This window comes from Streptomyces asoensis (assembly GCF_013085465.1).
Lineage (GTDB): Bacteria > Actinomycetota > Actinomycetes > Streptomycetales > Streptomycetaceae > Streptomyces > Streptomyces cacaoi_A.
The window spans coordinates 9,944,958-9,962,707 of sequence record NZ_CP049838.1; the positions used below are offsets into that span (position 1 = coordinate 9,944,958).

15 protein-coding genes and 1 pseudogene are annotated in these 17,750 nt (G+C 71.0%); 13 read left to right on the forward strand and 3 right to left on the reverse strand.

The annotated features are described in order from the left end of the window. The first annotated feature begins 333 nt into the window (after nt 1-333). The 7 genes from G9272_RS44165 to G9272_RS44195 all read left to right on the forward strand — a co-directional run bounded on the left by G9272_RS44165 (nt 334) and on the right by G9272_RS44195 (nt 8,314). Complete coding sequence (locus tag G9272_RS44165) at nt 334-1,536, forward strand: acyltransferase family protein (protein WP_171394652.1); 1,203 nt, start codon at nt 334-336, stop codon at nt 1,534-1,536. Nucleotides 1,537-1,863: 327 nt separating this feature from the next. Next, nucleotides 1,864-2,844 carry a mevalonate kinase gene (gene mvk, locus G9272_RS44170; protein ID WP_253267631.1) on the forward strand — a complete coding sequence of 327 codons (981 nt, stop codon included), beginning with the start codon at nt 1,864-1,866 and terminating at the stop codon, nt 2,842-2,844. After that, nucleotides 2,834-3,886 (forward strand): diphosphomevalonate decarboxylase, encoded by a 1,053-nt coding sequence (mvaD, locus tag G9272_RS44175; protein WP_171394650.1) that lies wholly within the window; start codon nt 2,834-2,836, stop codon nt 3,884-3,886. Before mvk ends, mvaD begins: the two co-directional genes overlap by 11 nt. Beyond that, nucleotides 3,883-4,989: a phosphomevalonate kinase gene (locus tag G9272_RS44180; RefSeq protein WP_171394649.1), complete on the forward strand. Its 1,107-nt coding sequence runs from the start codon at nt 3,883-3,885 to the stop codon at nt 4,987-4,989. The genes mvaD and G9272_RS44180 overlap by 4 nt, the downstream gene beginning before the upstream one ends. Continuing rightward, on the forward strand, nt 4,986-6,077 hold the full coding sequence (gene fni, locus G9272_RS44185) for a type 2 isopentenyl-diphosphate Delta-isomerase (RefSeq protein ID WP_171394648.1): 1,092 nt from the start codon (nt 4,986-4,988) through the stop codon (nt 6,075-6,077). Before G9272_RS44180 ends, fni begins: the two co-directional genes overlap by 4 nt. Then, complete coding sequence (locus G9272_RS44190) at nt 6,074-7,135, forward strand: hydroxymethylglutaryl-CoA reductase (RefSeq protein ID WP_171394647.1); 1,062 nt, start codon at nt 6,074-6,076, stop codon at nt 7,133-7,135. Before fni ends, G9272_RS44190 begins: the two co-directional genes overlap by 4 nt. Nucleotides 7,136-7,138: 3 nt before the next feature. Beyond that, nucleotides 7,139-8,314 (forward strand): hydroxymethylglutaryl-CoA synthase, encoded by a 1,176-nt coding sequence (locus tag G9272_RS44195; RefSeq protein ID WP_171394646.1) that lies wholly within the window; start codon nt 7,139-7,141, stop codon nt 8,312-8,314. Here the strand turns inward: G9272_RS44195 and G9272_RS46545 are convergent. Further along, nucleotides 8,311-8,526: pseudogene (locus tag G9272_RS46545) on the reverse strand (integrase core domain-containing protein); the annotation flags it as partial. The gene G9272_RS44195 and the pseudogene G9272_RS46545 sit on opposite strands and share 4 nt — an antisense overlap. A 513-nt stretch (nt 8,527-9,039) precedes the next feature. Here G9272_RS46545 and G9272_RS44205 point away from each other — a divergent pair. From G9272_RS44205 to pcaB, 3 genes are all read left to right on the forward strand, one after another. Beyond that, on the forward strand, nt 9,040-10,017 hold the full coding sequence (locus G9272_RS44205; RefSeq protein WP_171394645.1) for a 3-oxoacyl-ACP synthase III family protein: 978 nt from the start codon (nt 9,040-9,042) through the stop codon (nt 10,015-10,017). A gap of 282 nt (nt 10,018-10,299) precedes the next feature. Continuing rightward, nucleotides 10,300-12,258 carry an FAD/NAD(P)-binding protein gene (locus G9272_RS44210; protein WP_171394644.1) on the forward strand — a complete coding sequence of 653 codons (1,959 nt, stop codon included), beginning with the start codon at nt 10,300-10,302 and terminating at the stop codon, nt 12,256-12,258. Beyond that, a complete protein-coding gene (gene pcaB / locus G9272_RS44215) occupies nt 12,248-13,690 on the forward strand; it encodes a 3-carboxy-cis,cis-muconate cycloisomerase (protein ID WP_171394643.1) in 1,443 nt (480 codons plus the stop codon). The genes G9272_RS44210 and pcaB overlap by 11 nt, the downstream gene beginning before the upstream one ends. Before the next feature lie 72 nt (nt 13,691-13,762). On the opposite strand, the gene G9272_RS44220 is transcribed toward pcaB, so the two are convergent. After that, entirely contained in the window at nt 13,763-13,945 is a 183-nt protein-coding gene (locus G9272_RS44220; RefSeq protein WP_142270695.1) for a hypothetical protein, read from the reverse strand. Then, nucleotides 13,942-14,409 (reverse strand): hypothetical protein, encoded by a 468-nt coding sequence (locus tag G9272_RS44225; RefSeq protein ID WP_253267630.1) that lies wholly within the window; start codon nt 14,407-14,409, stop codon nt 13,942-13,944. Before G9272_RS44225 ends, G9272_RS44220 begins: the two co-directional genes overlap by 4 nt. A 738-nt stretch (nt 14,410-15,147) precedes the next feature. Here G9272_RS44225 and G9272_RS44230 point away from each other — a divergent pair. From G9272_RS44230 to G9272_RS44240, 3 genes are all read left to right on the forward strand, one after another. After that, complete coding sequence (locus G9272_RS44230; RefSeq protein WP_171394641.1) at nt 15,148-15,453, forward strand: hypothetical protein; 306 nt, start codon at nt 15,148-15,150, stop codon at nt 15,451-15,453. Nucleotides 15,454-15,686: 233 nt separating this feature from the next. Next, complete coding sequence (locus tag G9272_RS44235) at nt 15,687-16,613, forward strand: aromatic prenyltransferase (RefSeq protein ID WP_253267629.1); 927 nt, start codon at nt 15,687-15,689, stop codon at nt 16,611-16,613. Nucleotides 16,614-16,727: 114 nt separating this feature from the next. Further along, nucleotides 16,728-17,567: a nuclear transport factor 2 family protein gene (locus G9272_RS44240; protein ID WP_171394640.1), complete on the forward strand. Its 840-nt coding sequence runs from the start codon at nt 16,728-16,730 to the stop codon at nt 17,565-17,567. Nucleotides 17,568-17,750 lie beyond the last annotated feature (183 nt).

Genomic DNA, 17,750 nt, shown 5'->3' on the forward strand with positions numbered 1-17,750 from the left:
CGGTCACCCGTATCCGGTCACCCGTATCCGGTCACCCGTCCGGGCCACCCGCCTTCGGTGCCCCGGCACCGCGGGACCGCCCACCAGGTCCCCCCGGGCGCCGCCCCGCCCGCCACGCCCCCACCGCCCGGCGCCCGTGCAACAGGCCTGCGCGGACACGGAGTTCACCGCGGCGGGCCCGCAACAGTGCCCTGGCCACGCAGCACACGTCCCCGACCGGCGCCTGCCCGGCAGCCACCCCGACACGACCGACCGCGCGGCGCGCCTTCTGCGCGAACGCGCCGCACGCCGACCGCTCAGCAGGCGCCTCTTTGACCGAAAGGCAGTACGCCGATGGCAGACCGAACCGCCGCATCGACCGTCAGCGGCCCACCACAGCGCAGGGAATCGCTCCCCTCGCTCACCGGCCTCAGGTTCCTGGCCGCCATGCTCGTGTTCCTCACCCACGCCACGCTGCTCGCAGGCCCCCTGCGGCCGACCGCCCCGATCAGCTTCTTCAACGACCAGGACATCGCCAAGCCGCTGGCCGACTTCTTCCAGTTCGCCGGCCCCATCGGCGTGTCCTTCTTCTTCGTCCTCAGCGGCTTCGTCCTCACCTGGTCGGCGACCCAGGGGGACCCGGTCACGGGGTTCTGGCGGCGCAGGGTACTGAAGATCTACCCCAACCACATCGTCACCTGGGCGCTGGCGATGTGGCTGTTCGCCTCCTCCAGCCCGGTGCACGCCTGGCTGCCGAACCTCCTGCTGGTGCACAACTTCAGCAACCGGCCCGAGACCGTGTCCAGCGTCAACCTCCCGGCCTGGTCACTGTGTTCGGAAGTGCTCTTCTACGCCCTGTTCCCGCTGTTCATCATCCTGGTGCGGCGGATCGCGCAGCGCAGGCTGTGGCTGTGGGCCGCCGCGATGGTCGCCGGCGTGGCCGGCGTGACGCTGGTGACGCGGTTCATCCCCGGCGGTGTCCCGGTGCCGGGATACGGCCTGACGACCAACCAGCTGTGGTTCAGCTACGGGTTCCCGCCGCCGCGCCTGTTCGAGTTCGTGCTGGGGATGATCCTGGCGCGCATCGTCGCCGCGGACCTGTGGCCGCGGATCGGCCTGCTGCCCTCGGCGGCCCTCTTCGCCGGCGGATACTGGGTCGCGCTCGTCGTCCCGAGCCCCTACAACTTCAGCCTCGCCACGATCGTCCCGGTCGGCATGATCATCTGCGCCGCGGCCACATCGGACCTGCGGGGCAGGAACGGCTGGCTCAGCAGCCGGACCATGGTCTGGCTGGGAAGCGTCTCCTTCGCCTTCTACCTCGTCCAGGGACTGGTGATCTTCTACGGCCGGCCCGAGGTGTTCGGAGCGCGTACCTACGACACCCTGCCGGCCCTCGGCATGCTGAGCGTGCTGTTCGCGGCGAACCTGCTGGCCGCATGGCTGCTGTTCAGCCTGGTGGAACAGCCGGTGATGCGCCGCTGGAGCCGCAGCAGGAAGCGGCCCGCGCCGGTCGCACCCCGCAGCACCGAATCCGTGCCGGCCGGCGGATCCGTCTGAACCGCGCCCGGCGTGCCGGCACACCTCGGGCACCGGCACGCCGCGGCGCCCGCGGGCACGACGCACGGCCGCTGCCGCTGCCGCCTCCCGCGCGGCGCCGGCCACCGCTGAACGCTCCCGCCGCGCCCCCCACCGCCGCACGAGGGGCCACGCCCTCCTGCTCCGCGGCGCGCGCAGCGACGCGGGACCCGGCGCGGACGGCCTGCGCCCGGCACTCCCGGACCTGACGTCGTGCTTCATTCCTTTCCAGAACTGGATACCGCGATCTCCATGCAGAACCGACCAGGGGAGCTGAGCGCGTTGACCCTACCGACCTCAGCGGAGGGGGTGTCAGAAAACCACCGGGCTCGCTCGGTCGGCATCGGCCGCGCCCACGCCAAGGCCATTCTGCTGGGAGAGCACGCGGTCGTGTACGGGGCGCCGGCGCTCGCGCTGCCGGTACCGCAGCTGACGGTCACGGCGAGCGCCGGCTGGTCCTCCCACGCCGGCGACGATCCGGGCGATGTCTCCTTCACGATGACCGGCTCCCCGTCGCGGCCGATGATGACCCAGGCCTCCGACAGCCTGCGCCGGCTGACCACCGAGTTCAAGGCGGCCATGGACGTGGCCGGCAGCCCGCACCTCGACGTGATCATCGACGGCGCGATCCCGCACGGCCGGGGCCTGGGCTCCAGCGCGGCCTGCGCCCGCGCGGTCGTCTTCGCCCTCGCCGACCTCTTCGGCCGCGACCTGACCGAGGCCGCCGCCTACGACCTGGTGCAGACGGCCGAGAACGTGGCCCACGGCCGCTCCAGCGGCGTCGACGCGCGGGCCGTCGGCGCGCTGGCCCCGCTGCTGTTCCAGGCGGGCCGCAGCGAGGAACTCAGCATCGGCTGCGACGGCTTGTTCATCATCGCCGACAGCGGCGTCGTGGGCAGGACCAAGGACGCCGTCGAGCTGCTGCGCGAGGGATTCCAGCAGCACGCCGGAGCCCAGGAGCGTTTCGTGCGCCGCGCCTCGCGGCTGACCGACGAGGCCAGACACGCCCTCGCCGGCGGCCGGCCGGAACGGCTGGGCGCACGGCTGACCGACTACCACGACCTGCTGCGCGCGGCCGGCCTCAGCACCAAGAGGATCGACGCCCTGGTCGAGGCCGCGCTCACCGCGGGCAGCCTCGGCGCCAAGATCACCGGAGGCGGCCTGGGCGGCTGCGTGATCGCCCTGACCCAGCCGGTACAGGCAAGAGAGGTCACCCGGCAGCTGCACGAAGCCGGCGCCGTACAGACCTGGGTCGTACCGCTGAGAGGGCTTGCCGACCATGCGCGCTGAACACCGCACCACGACCGCCCCGCCGCCGCAGAGCGGCCCGGGAGACGCCACCGCCGTCGCGCATCCCAACATCGCCCTCGTCAAGTACTGGGGCAAACGCGACGAGCAGCTGGTCCTGCCACGGGTCGACAGCCTGTCGATGACCCTGGACATCTACCCCACGACCACCCGCGTCCGCCTCGCCCCCGACGCGGACCACGACCACGTCACACTCGGCGGCGTACCCGCCGAAGGCGAGGCGCTGCGCCGCGTCGTCTCCTTCCTCGACCTGGTACGGGCCCGGGCCGGCCGGCCGCTGCGCGCCGTCGTGGACAGCCACAACACCGTCCCCACCGGGGCGGGCCTGGCGTCCTCCGCGAGCGGCTTCGCCGCCCTGGCCGTCGCCGCCGCCGCCGCGTACGGCCTCGACCTGGACGCCACCGCGCACTCGCGCCTGGCCCGGCGCGGATCCGGCTCGGCATCCCGGTCGATCTTCGCAGGCTTCGCGCTGTGGCACGCCGGCCCACCCACCGCCACCCCGGCACAGGCCGACCTCGGCTCCTACGCGGAACCGGTGCCCGCCCCCGGCCTCGACCCCGCCCTGGTCATCGCCGTCGTCAACGCGGGCCCCAAGGCCGTCTCCAGCCGTGAAGCCATGCGGCGCACCGTCGACACCTCCCCGCTGTACGAACCGTGGGCGCTCTCCAGCAGGGACGACCTGAGCGAGATGCGCGCGGCGCTGGCGCGGGCCGACCTCGACGCGGTGGGGGAGATCGCGGAACGCAACGCGCTCGGCATGCACGCGACGATGCTGGCCGCCCGCCCGGCGGTGCGCTACCTGGCACCGGCCACGCTCACCGTCCTCGACAGCGTGCTCCAGCTGCGCCGCGACGGCGTCAGCGCCTACGCGACCATGGACGCCGGGCCGAACGTCAAGGTGCTCTGCCACCGCGCGGACGCCGACCGGGTGGCCCACACGCTGCGCGGCGCCGCCCCGGGCGGCCCGGTCCTCGTCGCCGGGCCGGGCCGGGGCGCCCGCCTGCTGCCCGAGGACACACAATGACCCCTGGGGGAACGGTCGTCCGGCGCGCGCCGGGCAAGCTGTTCGTCGCGGGCGAGTACGCGGTCGTCGACCCCGGCAACCCGGCGATCCTGGTTGCGGTCGACCGCTACGTCACCGTCACCGTCACCGGCCTGCCCGGCACCGGCATCGAGTTCACCTCCGACCTCGGCCCGCGAGCGGTACGCCTGCGATGGCACGGCGCCCGGCTCGGCACGCACGACGGGCCCGGCGCGCCCGCCGGCCTGGCCCACGTGGTCTCGGCGACCGAGACGGTGGCCCGGCTGCTGACCGAACGCGGCCTGCCCGTACCGGGATTCGGCCTCCGCGTCGAAAGCGGCCTGCACGACAACGGCACCAAGTACGGGCTGGGCTCCAGCGGCGCGGTGACCGTCGCCGCCGTCGCCGCCGTCGCCGCCTTCTGCGGCCTACAGCTCCCGCCCGAGGACCGCTTCCGGCTGGCCCTGCTCGCCACCGCCGAGATCGACCCCCGCGCCTCCGGAGGCGACCTCGCCGCCAGCACATGGGGCGGCTGGATCGCCTACCAGGCACCCGACCGGGCCGCCGTGCGCGACCTGGCCCGCCGCCACGGCGTCCAGGAGGCCCTGCGCGCACCCTGGCCGCACTTCGCGGCGCGCCGGCTGCCGGCGCCCGCAGGACTGTCGTTGCAGGTCGGCTGGACCGGGACACCCGCCTCCACCGCCGCCCTCGTCTCCGACCTGGACCGGCGGACCTGGCGCGGCAGCGCCTCCCACCGCACGTTCGTCGAGACCACCACCGACTGCGTGCACGCCTGCGCCGCCGCACTCGAACAAGGAGACCGCCGAAGCCTGCTGGAACAGATCCGGCGGGCCCGCCGCGAGCTGGCCCGACTGGACGACGAGGTCGGCCTGGGCATCTTCACGCCCCCCCTGACAGCGCTGTGCGACGCCGCCGAAGCCGCCGGCGGCGCGGCCAAGCCCTCCGGGGCCGGCGGCGGCGACTGCGGCATCGCCCTGCTGGACGCCGAAGCCCCGCGGGACATCGATCAAGTGCGGGAACGGTGGGCCACGGCCGGGGTGCTGCCCCTGCCGGTCCGTCCCGCCGCGGAAGGGAACGAGGAATGATCGCACAACGCAAGGACGACCACGTCCGGCTCGCCGCCGACCAGCAGCGCGAGCACAGCGGACACAACCAGTTCGACGAAGTGTCGTTCGTCCACCACGCCCTGGCCGGCATCGACCGGCCGGACGTCTCCCTGGCCACGACCTTCGCCGGCATCTCCTGGCCGGTACCGCTCTACATCAACGCGATGACCGGCGGCAGCGAGAACACCGGCCTCATCAACCGGGACCTGGCCATCGCCGCCCGCGAGACCGGCGTGCCCATCGCGTCGGGATCCATGAGCGCCTACTTCAAGGACCCCTCCTGCGCCGGCACCTTCAGCGTGCTGCGCGAGGAGAACCCCGACGGGTTCGTCATGGCCAACATCAACGCCACGGCCTCCGCCGACAACGCACAGCGCGCCGTCGGCCTGCTGCGGGCCGACGCCCTGCAGATCCACGTCAACACCGTGCAGGAAACGGTGATGCCCGAAGGAGACCGCTCCTTCGCCTCCTGGGCCGGACAGATCGAGAAGATCGCCGCCGCCGTCGAGGTTCCCGTGATCGTCAAGGAGGTCGGATTCGGGCTGAGCCGGGAGACCGTCGCGACGCTGAAGAACCTGGGCGTGCGGGTCGCCGACCTCGGCGGCCGCGGCGGCACGGACTTCGCCCGCATCGAGAACGGCCGGCGCCAACTCGCCGACTACGCCTACCTCCACGGCTGGGGACAGTCCACCGCCGCCTGCCTCCTGGACGCCCAGGGCTGCCTCCTGCCCGTCCTCGCCTCCGGCGGCGTGCGCAACCCGCTCGACGTCGCCCGCGCCCTGGCGCTCGGCGCCGCCGGCGTCGGCGCGTCCGGGGGATTCCTGCGCACCCTCCTCGACGGCGGCGTGTCCGCGCTGATCGCGCAGCTCGCCACCTGGCTCGACCAGCTGGCGGCGCTGCAGACGATGCTCGGCGCGCGCACCCCGGCCGACCTGACGCGCTGCGACGTGCTCCTCCACGGCGACCTGCGGTCCTTCTGCGCCGACCGGGGCATCGACACCCGGCCGCTGGCCCGGCGCTCCGGCAGCCCGGCCGCCCTCCACGAGATGACGGGAAGCACACGATGACTGAGGCGCACGCGATCGCCGGGGTCCCCATGCGCTGGGTGGGACCCGTACGCATCTCGGGGAACGTCGCCACCACCGAGACCCAGGTCCCCCTGGCCACCTACGAGTCGCCGCTGTGGCCCTCCGTGGGCCGCGGCGCGAAAGTCTCCATGCTGGCCGAACAGGGCATCGTCGCCACCCTCGTCGACGAGCGGATGACCCGCTCGGTGCTCGTCGAGGCAGCCGACGCACAGACCGCACTCACCGCCGCACGGACCATCGACGCCCGCATCGGCGAACTGAGCGAACTGGTACGCACCTCCAGCAGGTTCGCCGAACTGATCGGCATCCGCCACGAGATCAACGCCAACCTGCTGTTCATCCGCTTCGAGTTCTCCACCGGCGACGCCTCCGGCCACAACATGGCCACCCTCGCCTCCGACGTGCTCCTGGGACATCTGCTGAAGACGATCCCGGGCATCTCCTACGGATCGATCTCCGGGAACTACTGCACGGACAAGAAAGCGACCGCGATCAACGGCATCCTCGGCCGCGGCAAGAACGTGGTCACCGAACTGCTCGTGCCGCGTGACGTGGTCGAACGCGTCCTGCACACCACGGCCGCCAGGATCACCGAGCTGAACATCCGCAAGAACCTGCTCGGCACCCTGCTCGCCGGCGGAATCCGCTCGGCCAACGCCCACTTCGCGAACATGCTCCTCGGGTTCTACCTGGCGACCGGCCAGGACGCCGCCAACATCGTCGAAGGATCGCAGGGCGTCGTCCTGGCCGAGGACCGCGACGGCGACCTCTACTTCGCCTGCACCCTGCCCAACCTGATCGTCGGCACGGTGGGCAACGGCAAGGGGCTCGGCTTCGTGGACACCAACCTGGCCCGGCTCGGCTGCCGGGCCGAACGCGCCCCCGGGGAGAACGCCCGCCGCCTCGCCGTCATCGCCGCGGCGACCGTGCTGTGCGGCGAACTCTCCCTCCTCGCGGCCCAGACCAACCCGGGCGAACTCATGCGCGCACACGTCCAGCTGGAACGCGACAACAAGACCGCAAAGGTTGGTGTTTAGGGCATGGCCAGCGATTCCGCCATAGGCATTCACGATCTGTCGTTCGCGACCACCGGGTTCGTCCTGCCGCACACCGCGCTCGCCGAACACAACGGCACCGACATCGGCAAATACCATGTGGGCATCGGCCAGCACTCGATGAGCGTGGCCGGCGCCGACGAGGACATCGTGACCATGGGCGCCGCCGCCGCCGCGCCCATCATCTCCCGGCACGGCGCCGACCAGATCCGCACACTCGTCTTCGCGACGGAGTCGTCGATCGACCAGGCGAAGTCGGCCGGCGTGTACGTGCACTCCCTGCTCGGGCTGCCGTCGGCCACCAGGGTCGTCGAACTGAAGCAGGCCTGCTACGGAGCGACGGCGGCCCTGCAGTTCGCCATCGGCCTCGTCCACCGCGACCCCGCGCAACGGGTCCTGGTGATCGCGAGCGACATCTCCAAGTACGAACTCGACAGCCCCGGCGAGGCCACCCAGGGCGCGGCCGCCGTAGCCATGCTGGTCACCGCCGACCCCGCGCTGGTACGCATCGAGGAACCCTCGGGCCTGTTCACCGCCGACGTCATGGACTTCTGGCGGCCCAACTACCGCGACGCCGCACTCGTCGACGGACAGGAGTCCATCACCGCCTATCTGCAAGCGGTCGAGGGCACCTGGAAGGACTACCAGGAACAGGGCGGCCGCTCACTCGAGGAGTTCAGCGCGTTCTGCTACCACCAGCCGTTCACGAAGATGGCCCACAAGGCACACCGCCACCTGCTGAACACCTGCGGCTACGACACCGACGAGAGCGACATCAAGCGCGCCATCGGCCAGACCACAGCCTGCAACACGGTCGTCGGCAACAGCTACACCGCATCCGTCTACCTCGCACTCGCCGCGCTGCTCGACCACGCGGACGACCTGAGCGGCCGGCCCGTCGGCTTCCTCAGCTACGGCTCCGGCAGCGTCGCCGAGTTCTTCGCCGGCACCGTCGTGCCCGGCTACCGCGCACACCTGCGCACCGAGGCGCACCGCGAGGCGATCGAGGGACGCCGGCTGCTCGACTACGCCGCCTACCGCGAGCTGCACGAGTGGTCCTTCCCCACCGACGGCGGCGACCACCCCACCCCGGCGCAGACCACCGGCCCCTTCCGGCTCGCGGCGCTGCGCGGCCACAAGCGCATCTACGAAAGGCGCTAACTGTATTGACCCGCAGGGTTGTTCACGCGGCTGATCGGTGGCCGGCCTGCGTGTGCGGTGTGGCAGCGATGGCAGTTGCAGGCGAGAAGGAAGTCGCCCAGGGCGGCGGTGCGTTCGTCGTTGCTGGTGTAGGGCCGCTGGTAGGCCCATTCGTCGGGCAGGGTGCGGTTGAAGCGTTCGACCTTGCCGTTCGTCTGGGGTCGGTAGGCGCGGGCCGGTCTTCCTGTCGCACCCATCTCGGCGAGGGCCTGTTTCCAGGCCAGGCCCTTGCGGTAGGCCCAGGCGTTGATGCCGTGCGGGTGAGGAAGCCCGCGCAGGTTGCAACCTTCTCGTCACCGTGGATCTCGCTGTAGGCGAGGCGGCTGTGGTCGTCGGCGGCGGAGCGGACGTAGCCGAAGCCCACGCTGCTGCGGGCGGCGCCGCCGGCCTGTCGGCCCAGGACCATGTGGCCGCCGCCTGCCGTGAACGGTCAGCCGGGCATCACGGTGGGACACGAAGACCTCCGTGCGGTGCAGTCCCAGACAGCTCCACCACACCGGAGGTCTTCGCCATGATCAAGCACCGGCGAGTGTCAACAACGCTCGTGATCAATACAGCTAGCGCCGCCGTCACCCGCCCGCACCCGGGCAGCCGGCCACGGCCGCCCACCGCGGACGAGCCGTGGCCGCCCACCTGACGGCCTTTCCCCCAGCCAACTGAAGTCCCCTGGAAAAGAGGACAGGCGCATGACCGACATCGGGATCCTGGGAACGGGCGCCTATGTGCCGGACCGAGTCGTCTCCAACGACGAAGTCAGCGCGGCAGCAGGGGTCGACGACACCTGGATCATCCGCAAGACCGACATCCGCCAACGCCGCTGGGCCGCCCCCGACCAGGCCACCTCGGATCTGGCCACGGCCGCCGGACGCGCCGCGCTGGCATCGGCCGGCATCACCGCCGACCAGCTGTCGGCGATCGTGGTCGCCACCTCCACGCCGGACCGGCCGCAGCCGCCCACAGCCGCCTACGTGCAGCACAACCTCGGCGCGGCCGGCGCGGCAGCATTCGACATCAACGCCGTGTGCTCCGGCGAGGTGTTCGCGCTGTCCGCGGCCGAGAGCGTGCTCGCCCGCCGGGGCGGCTACGCACTGGTCATCGGCGCGGACCTGTACTCGCGCATCCTGAACCCGCTCGACCGCAGGACGGTCGTGCTGTTCGGCGACGGCGCCGGCGCCATGGTCCTGGGCGCGGACGGCCGGGGCGCCCGCATCCGCCACCTCCAGCTGCACACCTACGGCGAACTGGCGGACCTGATCCAGGTGCCCGCAGGCGGCAGCCGGCTGCCCTGCGACCCCGCCGCCATCGAAGCGGGCCTGCACTACTTCACGATGGACGGGCGCGCAGTGCGCCGCTTCGTCGAGGACCGCGTGCCGCAGCTGACCAAGCAGTTCCTGCACGAGGCCGGTGTCGTACCCGACGACATCAGCCACTTCATCCCGCACCAGGCCAACGGCGTCATGCTCGGCACGGTCTTCGCCGACCTGGCCCTTCCCCACGCCACCATGCACCTGACACTGACGCGCTACGGCAACACCGGAGCCGCCTCCGTCCCGATCACCCTGGACGAGGCCGCCCGCACGGGCGCCTTCCACCAGGGCGACCTGATCCTCCTGGCCGGCTTCGGCGGCGGCATGGCAGCGGGATTCGCACTGGTCGAGTGGTGAGAAGAGCCCTGCCTCCCGCCGCGCCCCCCGCACTGTTCGCGGAGACGCAACCGCGCGCGCCGTGACAGAACGGGCCTGGGCATCCGCCCGGTTGAGGGCCTTTCAGGACCACCGGGGCGGGAGAGACGAGCAGCACCGTCCGCAGCTCCTCTCCACACCGCCCCCCGTGACCCGGGCAGATGGGGCGGCACCGCCGCCCCGCACCGCGGCAGCGGCGCGCAAGCGGCGGCCCGCCGGGCGCGGCCCTCGCTCTGTTGCCCGACATCGGCAGAAACGGTAGACATGACAGCGAGACATCGCACGGTGTGCGTGATAGGTGCCGGACCGCGCGGGCTCTGCGTGCTCGAGCGGCTGTCCGCCAACGCCCGCTCGATACCCCAGGGCAGCACCGTCCACGTCCATGTGGTCGACCCCTACCCGCCGGGACCCGGCAGGGTATGGCGCACCGACCAGTCCCCTCACCTGCTCATGAACACCGTCGCCGGACAGATATCGGTGTTCACCGACGCCAGCGTCGACATGCGCGGCCCCCTGGAACCCGGACCGAGCCTGCACGAGTGGGCCGTGGCGCTCACCGCGGGCGAGAGCGGCGACGACCACCCGGCACACGTCCTCGAAGAGGCCCGCGCCCTGGGCCCCGACACCTACCCCACCCGCGCGTTCTACGGCCGCTACCTGCGATGGGCCTACCGGCGCATCGTCGACGGCGCGCCCGCCGGCCTCACCGTCACCTCCCACCGCTGCCGCGCCGTGGCCCTGGACGACGCCCCCGACGGCCCGCACGGCCCCCGCCAGCGGGTGACGCTCGCCGACGGAACCCTGCTGGAGGATCTCGACGCCGTGATCCTGTGCCAGGGACACCTGCCGGCCCGCCCGGACACCGCCGAACAGGAACTGCTCTCCCAGGTACGCCGGCGGGGGCTGTGCCACATCCCTCCGGCCAACCCCGCCGACGTCGACCTGGACGTCCTGGCCCCCGGCACGAAGGTGCTGCTGCGCGGACTCGGACTGAACTTCTTCGACTACCTCGCCCAGCTCACCGTCGGCCGCGGCGGCTCCTTCACCCAGGTCAGCGGCCGGCTCACCTACCACGCCTCCGGACAGGAGCCGCTGATCCACGCGGGCTCCCGGCGCGGCATCCCCTACCAGGCCCGGGGCGAGAACGAGAAGGGCCCCCACGGCCGCCACGAGCCGCTCCTGCTCACCCTCGATCGCATCGCACAGCTGCGCCGTACCCACGACGGCTCCGGAGCCGACTTCAAGGACGACCTGTGGCCGCTGATCTCCCGCGAGGTCGAAGCCGTCTACTACGCGACGCTGCTCAGGTCACGCGGAGACACCCTCCACGCACAGCGGTTCCAGGCCGACTACCTGGGAGCCGGCTGGGGACAGCGGCACACCGACGCCGTCCTCGACGCGTACGGCATCGGCGACAAGGACCGCTGGGACTGGGAACTGCTCGCCAAGCCCTACCGCAACCGGGAGTTCACCGGCCCGCAGGACTTCACCGGCTGGCTCCTGGACTACCTGCGCCAGGACGCCGCGGAAGCGAAGTCCGGCAACGTCAGCGGCCCGCTCAAGGCGGCCCTCGACGTCCTGCGGGACCTGCGCAACGAGATCCGCCTGGCGGTCGACCACGGCGGCCTGCACGGCGACTCCTACCGCACCGACCTGGACGGCTGGTACACCCCGCTCAACGCACACCTGTCGATCGGCCCGCCGGCCCGGCGCATCGAGGAGATGGCGGCGCTCATCGAGGCCGACACGCTGCGGATCGTCGGGCCGGACATCCAGGTGGCCGTCGACCGCACCGGATACACCGCCAGTTCACCGCTCGTGCCCCATTCGGCGGTCCGGGTCGACGCCCTCGTCGAGGCACGCCTGCCCGTGATCACGCTGAACCGCACCGATGACACACTCCTGCGCCATCTGCTGGACACCGGACAGTGCACCGCCTACCGCATCCGCACCCGCTCCGGAGACACCTACCAGACCGAGGGCATGGCCGTCACCGAGCGGCCGTTCCGCCTGATCGACGCGAGCGGACGCGCACATCCGCGCCGCTTCGCCTTCGGGGTGCCCACCGAGTCGGTGCACTGGGTGACGGCCGCCGGCATCCGGCCCGGCGTCAACTCGGTGACACTCACCGACGCCGATGCCATCGCCCGCGCGGCACTCGGCTGCGACACCGCACACGGACAGGACGCTCCCACCGGACAAGGACTCGCACATGCCCAGTGACACCACCCTCACCGCGGACCCGGCCGCCGGCCCGGCCGCGGCGCAGCCGGACTGCGGCCTGCTCTCGCCGGTCTGGGCGGACGCACCCATCGCGGCCGCGGTGTCCGACAGCGCCTGGTTGCAGGCCATGCTGGACGCCGAGGCGGCACTGAGCCGGGCGCAGGCCCGCCTGGGCACGGTGCCCGAGACAGCCGCACGGGTGATCACACAGTCGGCACGGGCCGACCGCCTGGACCTGATGTCCCTGGCCCGGCAGGCACGCCAGTCCGCCAACCCCGTGGTGGCGCTGGTACGGGAGTTCACCGCGCTGGTGGCGGCCCGGGACGCCGACGCGGCCGCGTACGTGCACCGCGGGTCCACCAGCCAGGACATCCTCGACACGGCGACCGTCCTGGTGGCCCGCCGGGCCCTGCGGCTGATCCGCACCGACCTGGAACGCATCGAGCAGGCGCTGGCCGCACTCGCCCGCGAACACCGCGACACCCTCATGGCAGGCCGCACCCTGGCCCTGCACGCGGTGCCGACGACCTTCGGCTGCAAGGCCGCAGGCTGGCGCCACCTCGTCCTGGACGCGGCACAGAAACTGGACCGCCTCACCGGCCGGGACCTCCCCGTCCAGCTCGGCGGAGCCGCCGGAACCCTGGCCGGATACCTCCAGCACGCCCAGGGCGCCGAACCCGCCGCCTACGTCCAGGACCTCACCGAGGCGTTCGCGGCCGAACTGGGGCTGTCCGCCCCCCTCATCCCGTGGCACACCCTGCGCACACCCGTGGTGGACGTGGCCACCGCCGCGGCGTTCACCTGCGGCGCCCTGGGCAAGATCGCCGTCGATGTGCTGTCACTGACCCGCACCGAGGTCGCCGAGGTGCACGAGCCGGCGCCCCCGGGCCGCGGCGCGTCCTCGGCCATGCCGCACAAGCGCAACCCCGTCCTGGCGACGGCGATCAGATCCGCCGCGCTACAGACACCGCAGCTCGCGGCGACCGTACTGGGCTGCCTGCTGAGCGAGGACGAGCGCTCCGCCGGCGCCTGGCACGCCGAATGGGAGCCGCTGCGCGCCCTTCTGCGGCTGACCGGAGGAGCGGCGCACCAGGCGGCGGACCTCGTCTCCCAGCTGTCGGTGGACACGGCACGCATGCGTGCCAACACCCAGATCACCGGGGGACAGATCGTCTCCGAGAGGATCGCCGCCGTCCTCGCGCCGCTGCTCGGAAAGGCGCGGGCGCGGGAACTGCTGAACGAGGCATCCGCCCGCTCGGCGCGCACCGGCGAGCCGCTGGCCGAGATCCTCGGCCAGGACGACCGGGCGTCGGCCGTCCTGTCGGGCGCCTCGCTCACCGACCTGTTCGCGGCGCAGGCGTACACCGGGGCCGCCGGCCCGCTGACGGAGCGCGCGCTGTCCCGGTCACTGCCCCCGCAAAGCACGAAATAGACCAGACCGGGCCGGGTCGGCCCCGCCGGCCGGCGCACGGAAACGGAGAGCCCGGCCGGGAACCCGGCCGGGTCAGTGCCGACGCTGCAGCGCGATCTCCGTGAGCTCCTCTATGTCGAACTCCGAGCGCCCCGGCGTGCCGTAGCGGGTGATCTTCCCCCGGCTCACCCACTTCCGGATGGTCGCCTCGGACACGCCCGCGGCGAGGGCGGCCACATTCGTCGGCACGAGCCTGTGGCGTGGCGGTCTGTTCATGCGGCATCCTTTCGCTGCCGATTCATGAGATGACGCAGGGCAAGCCACTCGTGCATCTCCCATGAATGTCCCGAAGAACAGCTGATGCTGCTCTTTCCCGCACTCCCGCCGCTCTGCGGTGAGGCGTTGATGATCCCCGGGCAGTTGTCCATGACGCACTCCCTGATCAGGGCACGGAGGTTGCCCGGCTCAGGGTCGATGGTGCGCAGCAGCTCAACGTGGAGACTCTCGACCTCGTCCGCGAAGTCTGCCGCCGGAGGCTGGGCGGCAAGCCATTCAAGGTTGAGTATCAGAAAGCGCGCGAGATGCGGAACGGAGCGAGTCGGAAAAACGGTTTCGAGCTCCTCCACGATGATTTCCGACCATGACTCCAGGATGGCGAGAATGTTGTGCCGGGTGTCGAGTGCGGAAACATTCAGATGATCTCGCCTGCGGCTCCCCGACACTTTCGTCGGATTGTTCATCCGCCTGGATGTCGATGCTATGTGGTGCAGACATTCCTGATGGAGCCCGGGAAGTGCGCGCAGGTTACGTTCCACCTGCCTGATGCAAGGGGCGCAGAGGAAGGATCCGGCGGCGGCACGGATTTCCTGGGCATGGCCCCTGGGGCATGAGTGAAACTCCATTGAATCTCCTTCATGAGATGGCTCGCCCCGCAATCGTCATGGATCGCACGTATCCCATACGGATTGCTGCGCAATCAATGCATTATCGGAGCCCCGGGGGAGTGGGCGGTATTTCTTGATCCGCACGCCGAGGTCGCTGGAAGACATCGCGGATGTAAATGAAACGGGCCCGTCCAGAGAATCCCGGAAAGGGTCCTGATCATTCCTGGCGGGCGCAGGCCCAGACGCGTTCCGCGGGCAGGACTGCTCTGCGCGTTCCGTTCCCCCGATACTGCGCAGCCCCCTCCGATGCTTGTCCATGCGAATCTCTGGGATTACTGGGAGAGTTCCATGGGCGCTCAGGGGTGTCAACGTTCACCCCACCAGGACGAGAGCGATAATCTAGCAGTTGTAAATTTCCCTTTTCGTCACTGATCGCCGCCCGGAGCCCGTGCCGCGATCTTGTGGAATGCCCTGGTCGGGCCGTCACCACCGCGACGCCGGCGACGTCACCCCCGCACCCGCACCCGCACCCGCACCCGCACCCGCACCGGGAGAACGCCGCACCCGCCCCCGAACACGCCGAGGAGCGCCGCCATGCCGATCCCGCAGCCGCCCGCGCGCAAGGCCGAGTTCGCCTCCCGGGCCCGGGCCGAGGCCCTCGCCATGGCCGGCGCCGGCCCGGACGTCCACCACCTGCCGGGCGCACTGGCGGCCGCTGCGCTGCGGGCGCACAGCACGCTGTCGGCGGGGACCGGGCGGAGCGTCCCGGTCACCGTGTTCGCGGCGGGCGGCGACGGGGTGCGAGGGCTCGCCGCCTTCCTCGCGGTGTACGCAGCCGAGCAGGAGCGGCAGGAGCGGCAGGAGCGGCAGGGCGTCCAGGGCCTCGGTGCGGCGGCGTGAGCCGGAGCATCGCTGCAGGTGAGCTCGAAGTTCCGCAGCGCGTAAGGGGCTTGTGGATCAGCCGTCCCTAGGGTGAAGCCTGCAAACCCCCCAGCGCGCCCGCCCGCCTCCATCCCCCGAGGGCGGGCGGGCGTACCGACGTGCGCGCCCCCCGGGGGCGGCCGCGGCATCCCTCCCCGGGTCCCCGGCCCCCGGGTCCTCGTCACCCGTCCCCTCTCCCGGGAGGACGGATCGTGAAATCCCTGTTCAAGCAAGCGTTCATGCCGACACCTGGAGGACAAATGCCCGGAACTGCCGGGGTGGAAGAGGTCTACGCGGCCATCGAGGAAGCGGCCGCACTGCTGAACGTGCCCTGCTCACGTGACACGGTCGGGCCGATCCTGACCGCGTTCGCGCCGTTCGAGGGCGGGGTCATCTTCAGCGCATCGGCGGGCGAGCGCCACGCGGGAGACCTCGACCTCACCATCCAGGTGCCCCGACGGATCGCTGATCCCTACGCCCATGCTCTGGCGAACGGCTTTCTCGAGAAGACCGACCATCCCGTCGGCTCCCTGCTCTCGGACCTCCATGAGCGGTGCTCCATCGACGAGTACCTCATCGACTTCGGAGTCGTCGGCGGGTTCAACAAGGTCTATGTGCACTTCCCCCGTGACGTGCAGTCGGTGTCACAGCTCGCCGCCGTCCCGTCCATTCCGCCCGCTCTGGCCGAGAACGCCGGGTTTTTCGCCCGGCACGGCCTGGACGACGTCGCGATGATCGCGATCGACTACCGGAACAGGACGACGAATCTGTACTTCCAGGTCCCCGGCATCGAACCGAAGGTCATTCTTTCGATGCTCCAGGAGCTGGGTCTGCCGGAACCGGAGCAGGAGCTGCTGGAGTCCGCCGGCAAAACGTTCAGGGTCTACGTCACCCTCGGCTGGGATTCTTCGAAGATCGAGCGGATCAGCTTTGCCCGAAGCCTGGACCTGCCGGTGATCCAGGCCCGGGTCGAGCCGGAGATCAAGCGGTTCGTGACAGGCACCCCGTACACGTACGAGGGGGAGCGTTTCAGCATTTCGATCGTCAAGTGGTCGCCTGACGGTGAATGGTTCAACGTCGGATCGTACTATCAATTCGGTCCGTTGCAGTGGGAGGTTCTGCGGAAAATCCTCAGGTGACAGCCGGCGCGCACTCCCATGGCGGCGCCGGGCCGCCCGGACGCCGCGGAAACCGAGGGGCGCGAGGCCCTCGGACCGTCAGACCCTTCCCACAGCAAGGAAATCATCGGGCCCATGACTGATCAGAGTGATGACACAGACCTGCCGCAGGCGGCGGACCCGGACGAGCAGCGCCGGCATGCCGTTCGCGTCGTGCACGCCTTCTACGGCGCCCTGGAGGCCAAGGACCTCGACGCGTTCGCGGAACTGTGGACGGCGGACGCCGTGTACCGGGTTCCCGTCACCCCGTACGGCGTTCCCGGGGAGTTCGCCGGGCGGGACGCCATCGTGGCCGGGCTCCGCCAGTTCTTCGCCCTCTTCGGCACGACACGGTTCACCTGGGACGCCGAACCGATGGCCGATCCCCGGCGGGTGCTGGCCACCTGGACGCTGGAGATCGAACTGCTCGGCGGAGGCACCTACCGCAACCGGGGGGCGTCGATCTTCCGGCTGGAGCACAACCGGATCGCCGAGTTCACCGAGTACGTCGACACCGCCGCGTTCCTGGGCGTCTTCGCCGCCAAGGTCGGCACGGCGCACCGGTTCTTCGAGCTGCTGAACGCCAAGGACCTCGACGCGTGGGGCGAGCTGTGGCACGACCAAGGTGTGCTCACCGTGCCGTACTCCCCCCAGGGGAGCCCGTCCCCGACCGAGGGCAAGGACAAGATCGTCGCGGCGTACCAGGAACTGTTCGCGGTGTACGAGACGTTCGGCACCGAACTGACCGGTGTCCACCCCGCCGTGGGCTCCGACGCGATCTGCGTGCAGTACAGGGTCCGCGCGACACTCGCCGGCGGAGCGGTGTACACCAACGACAGCATCGCGGTCTTCCGGTTCCAGGACGGGCTGATCAGCGCCTGCCACGACTACTTCGACCCGCGCCGCTTCCAGGACGTCCTCGACGCCCTCGGGTGAAACCGGCTCTGCGGCGGCACCGTTCCCGCCTGTTTACGCGAGGGACACCTCTCAGCCGCCGCAAGCCGGATCCTTGACGGAATCTCAAGCTCCCCTTCAGCGGTTTCTGACGGTGAAAGAGAAACTCACACACTGCTAGACGATTGCTCTCGCTCCGGTAGAAAGAACGTTGACACCCCCGAT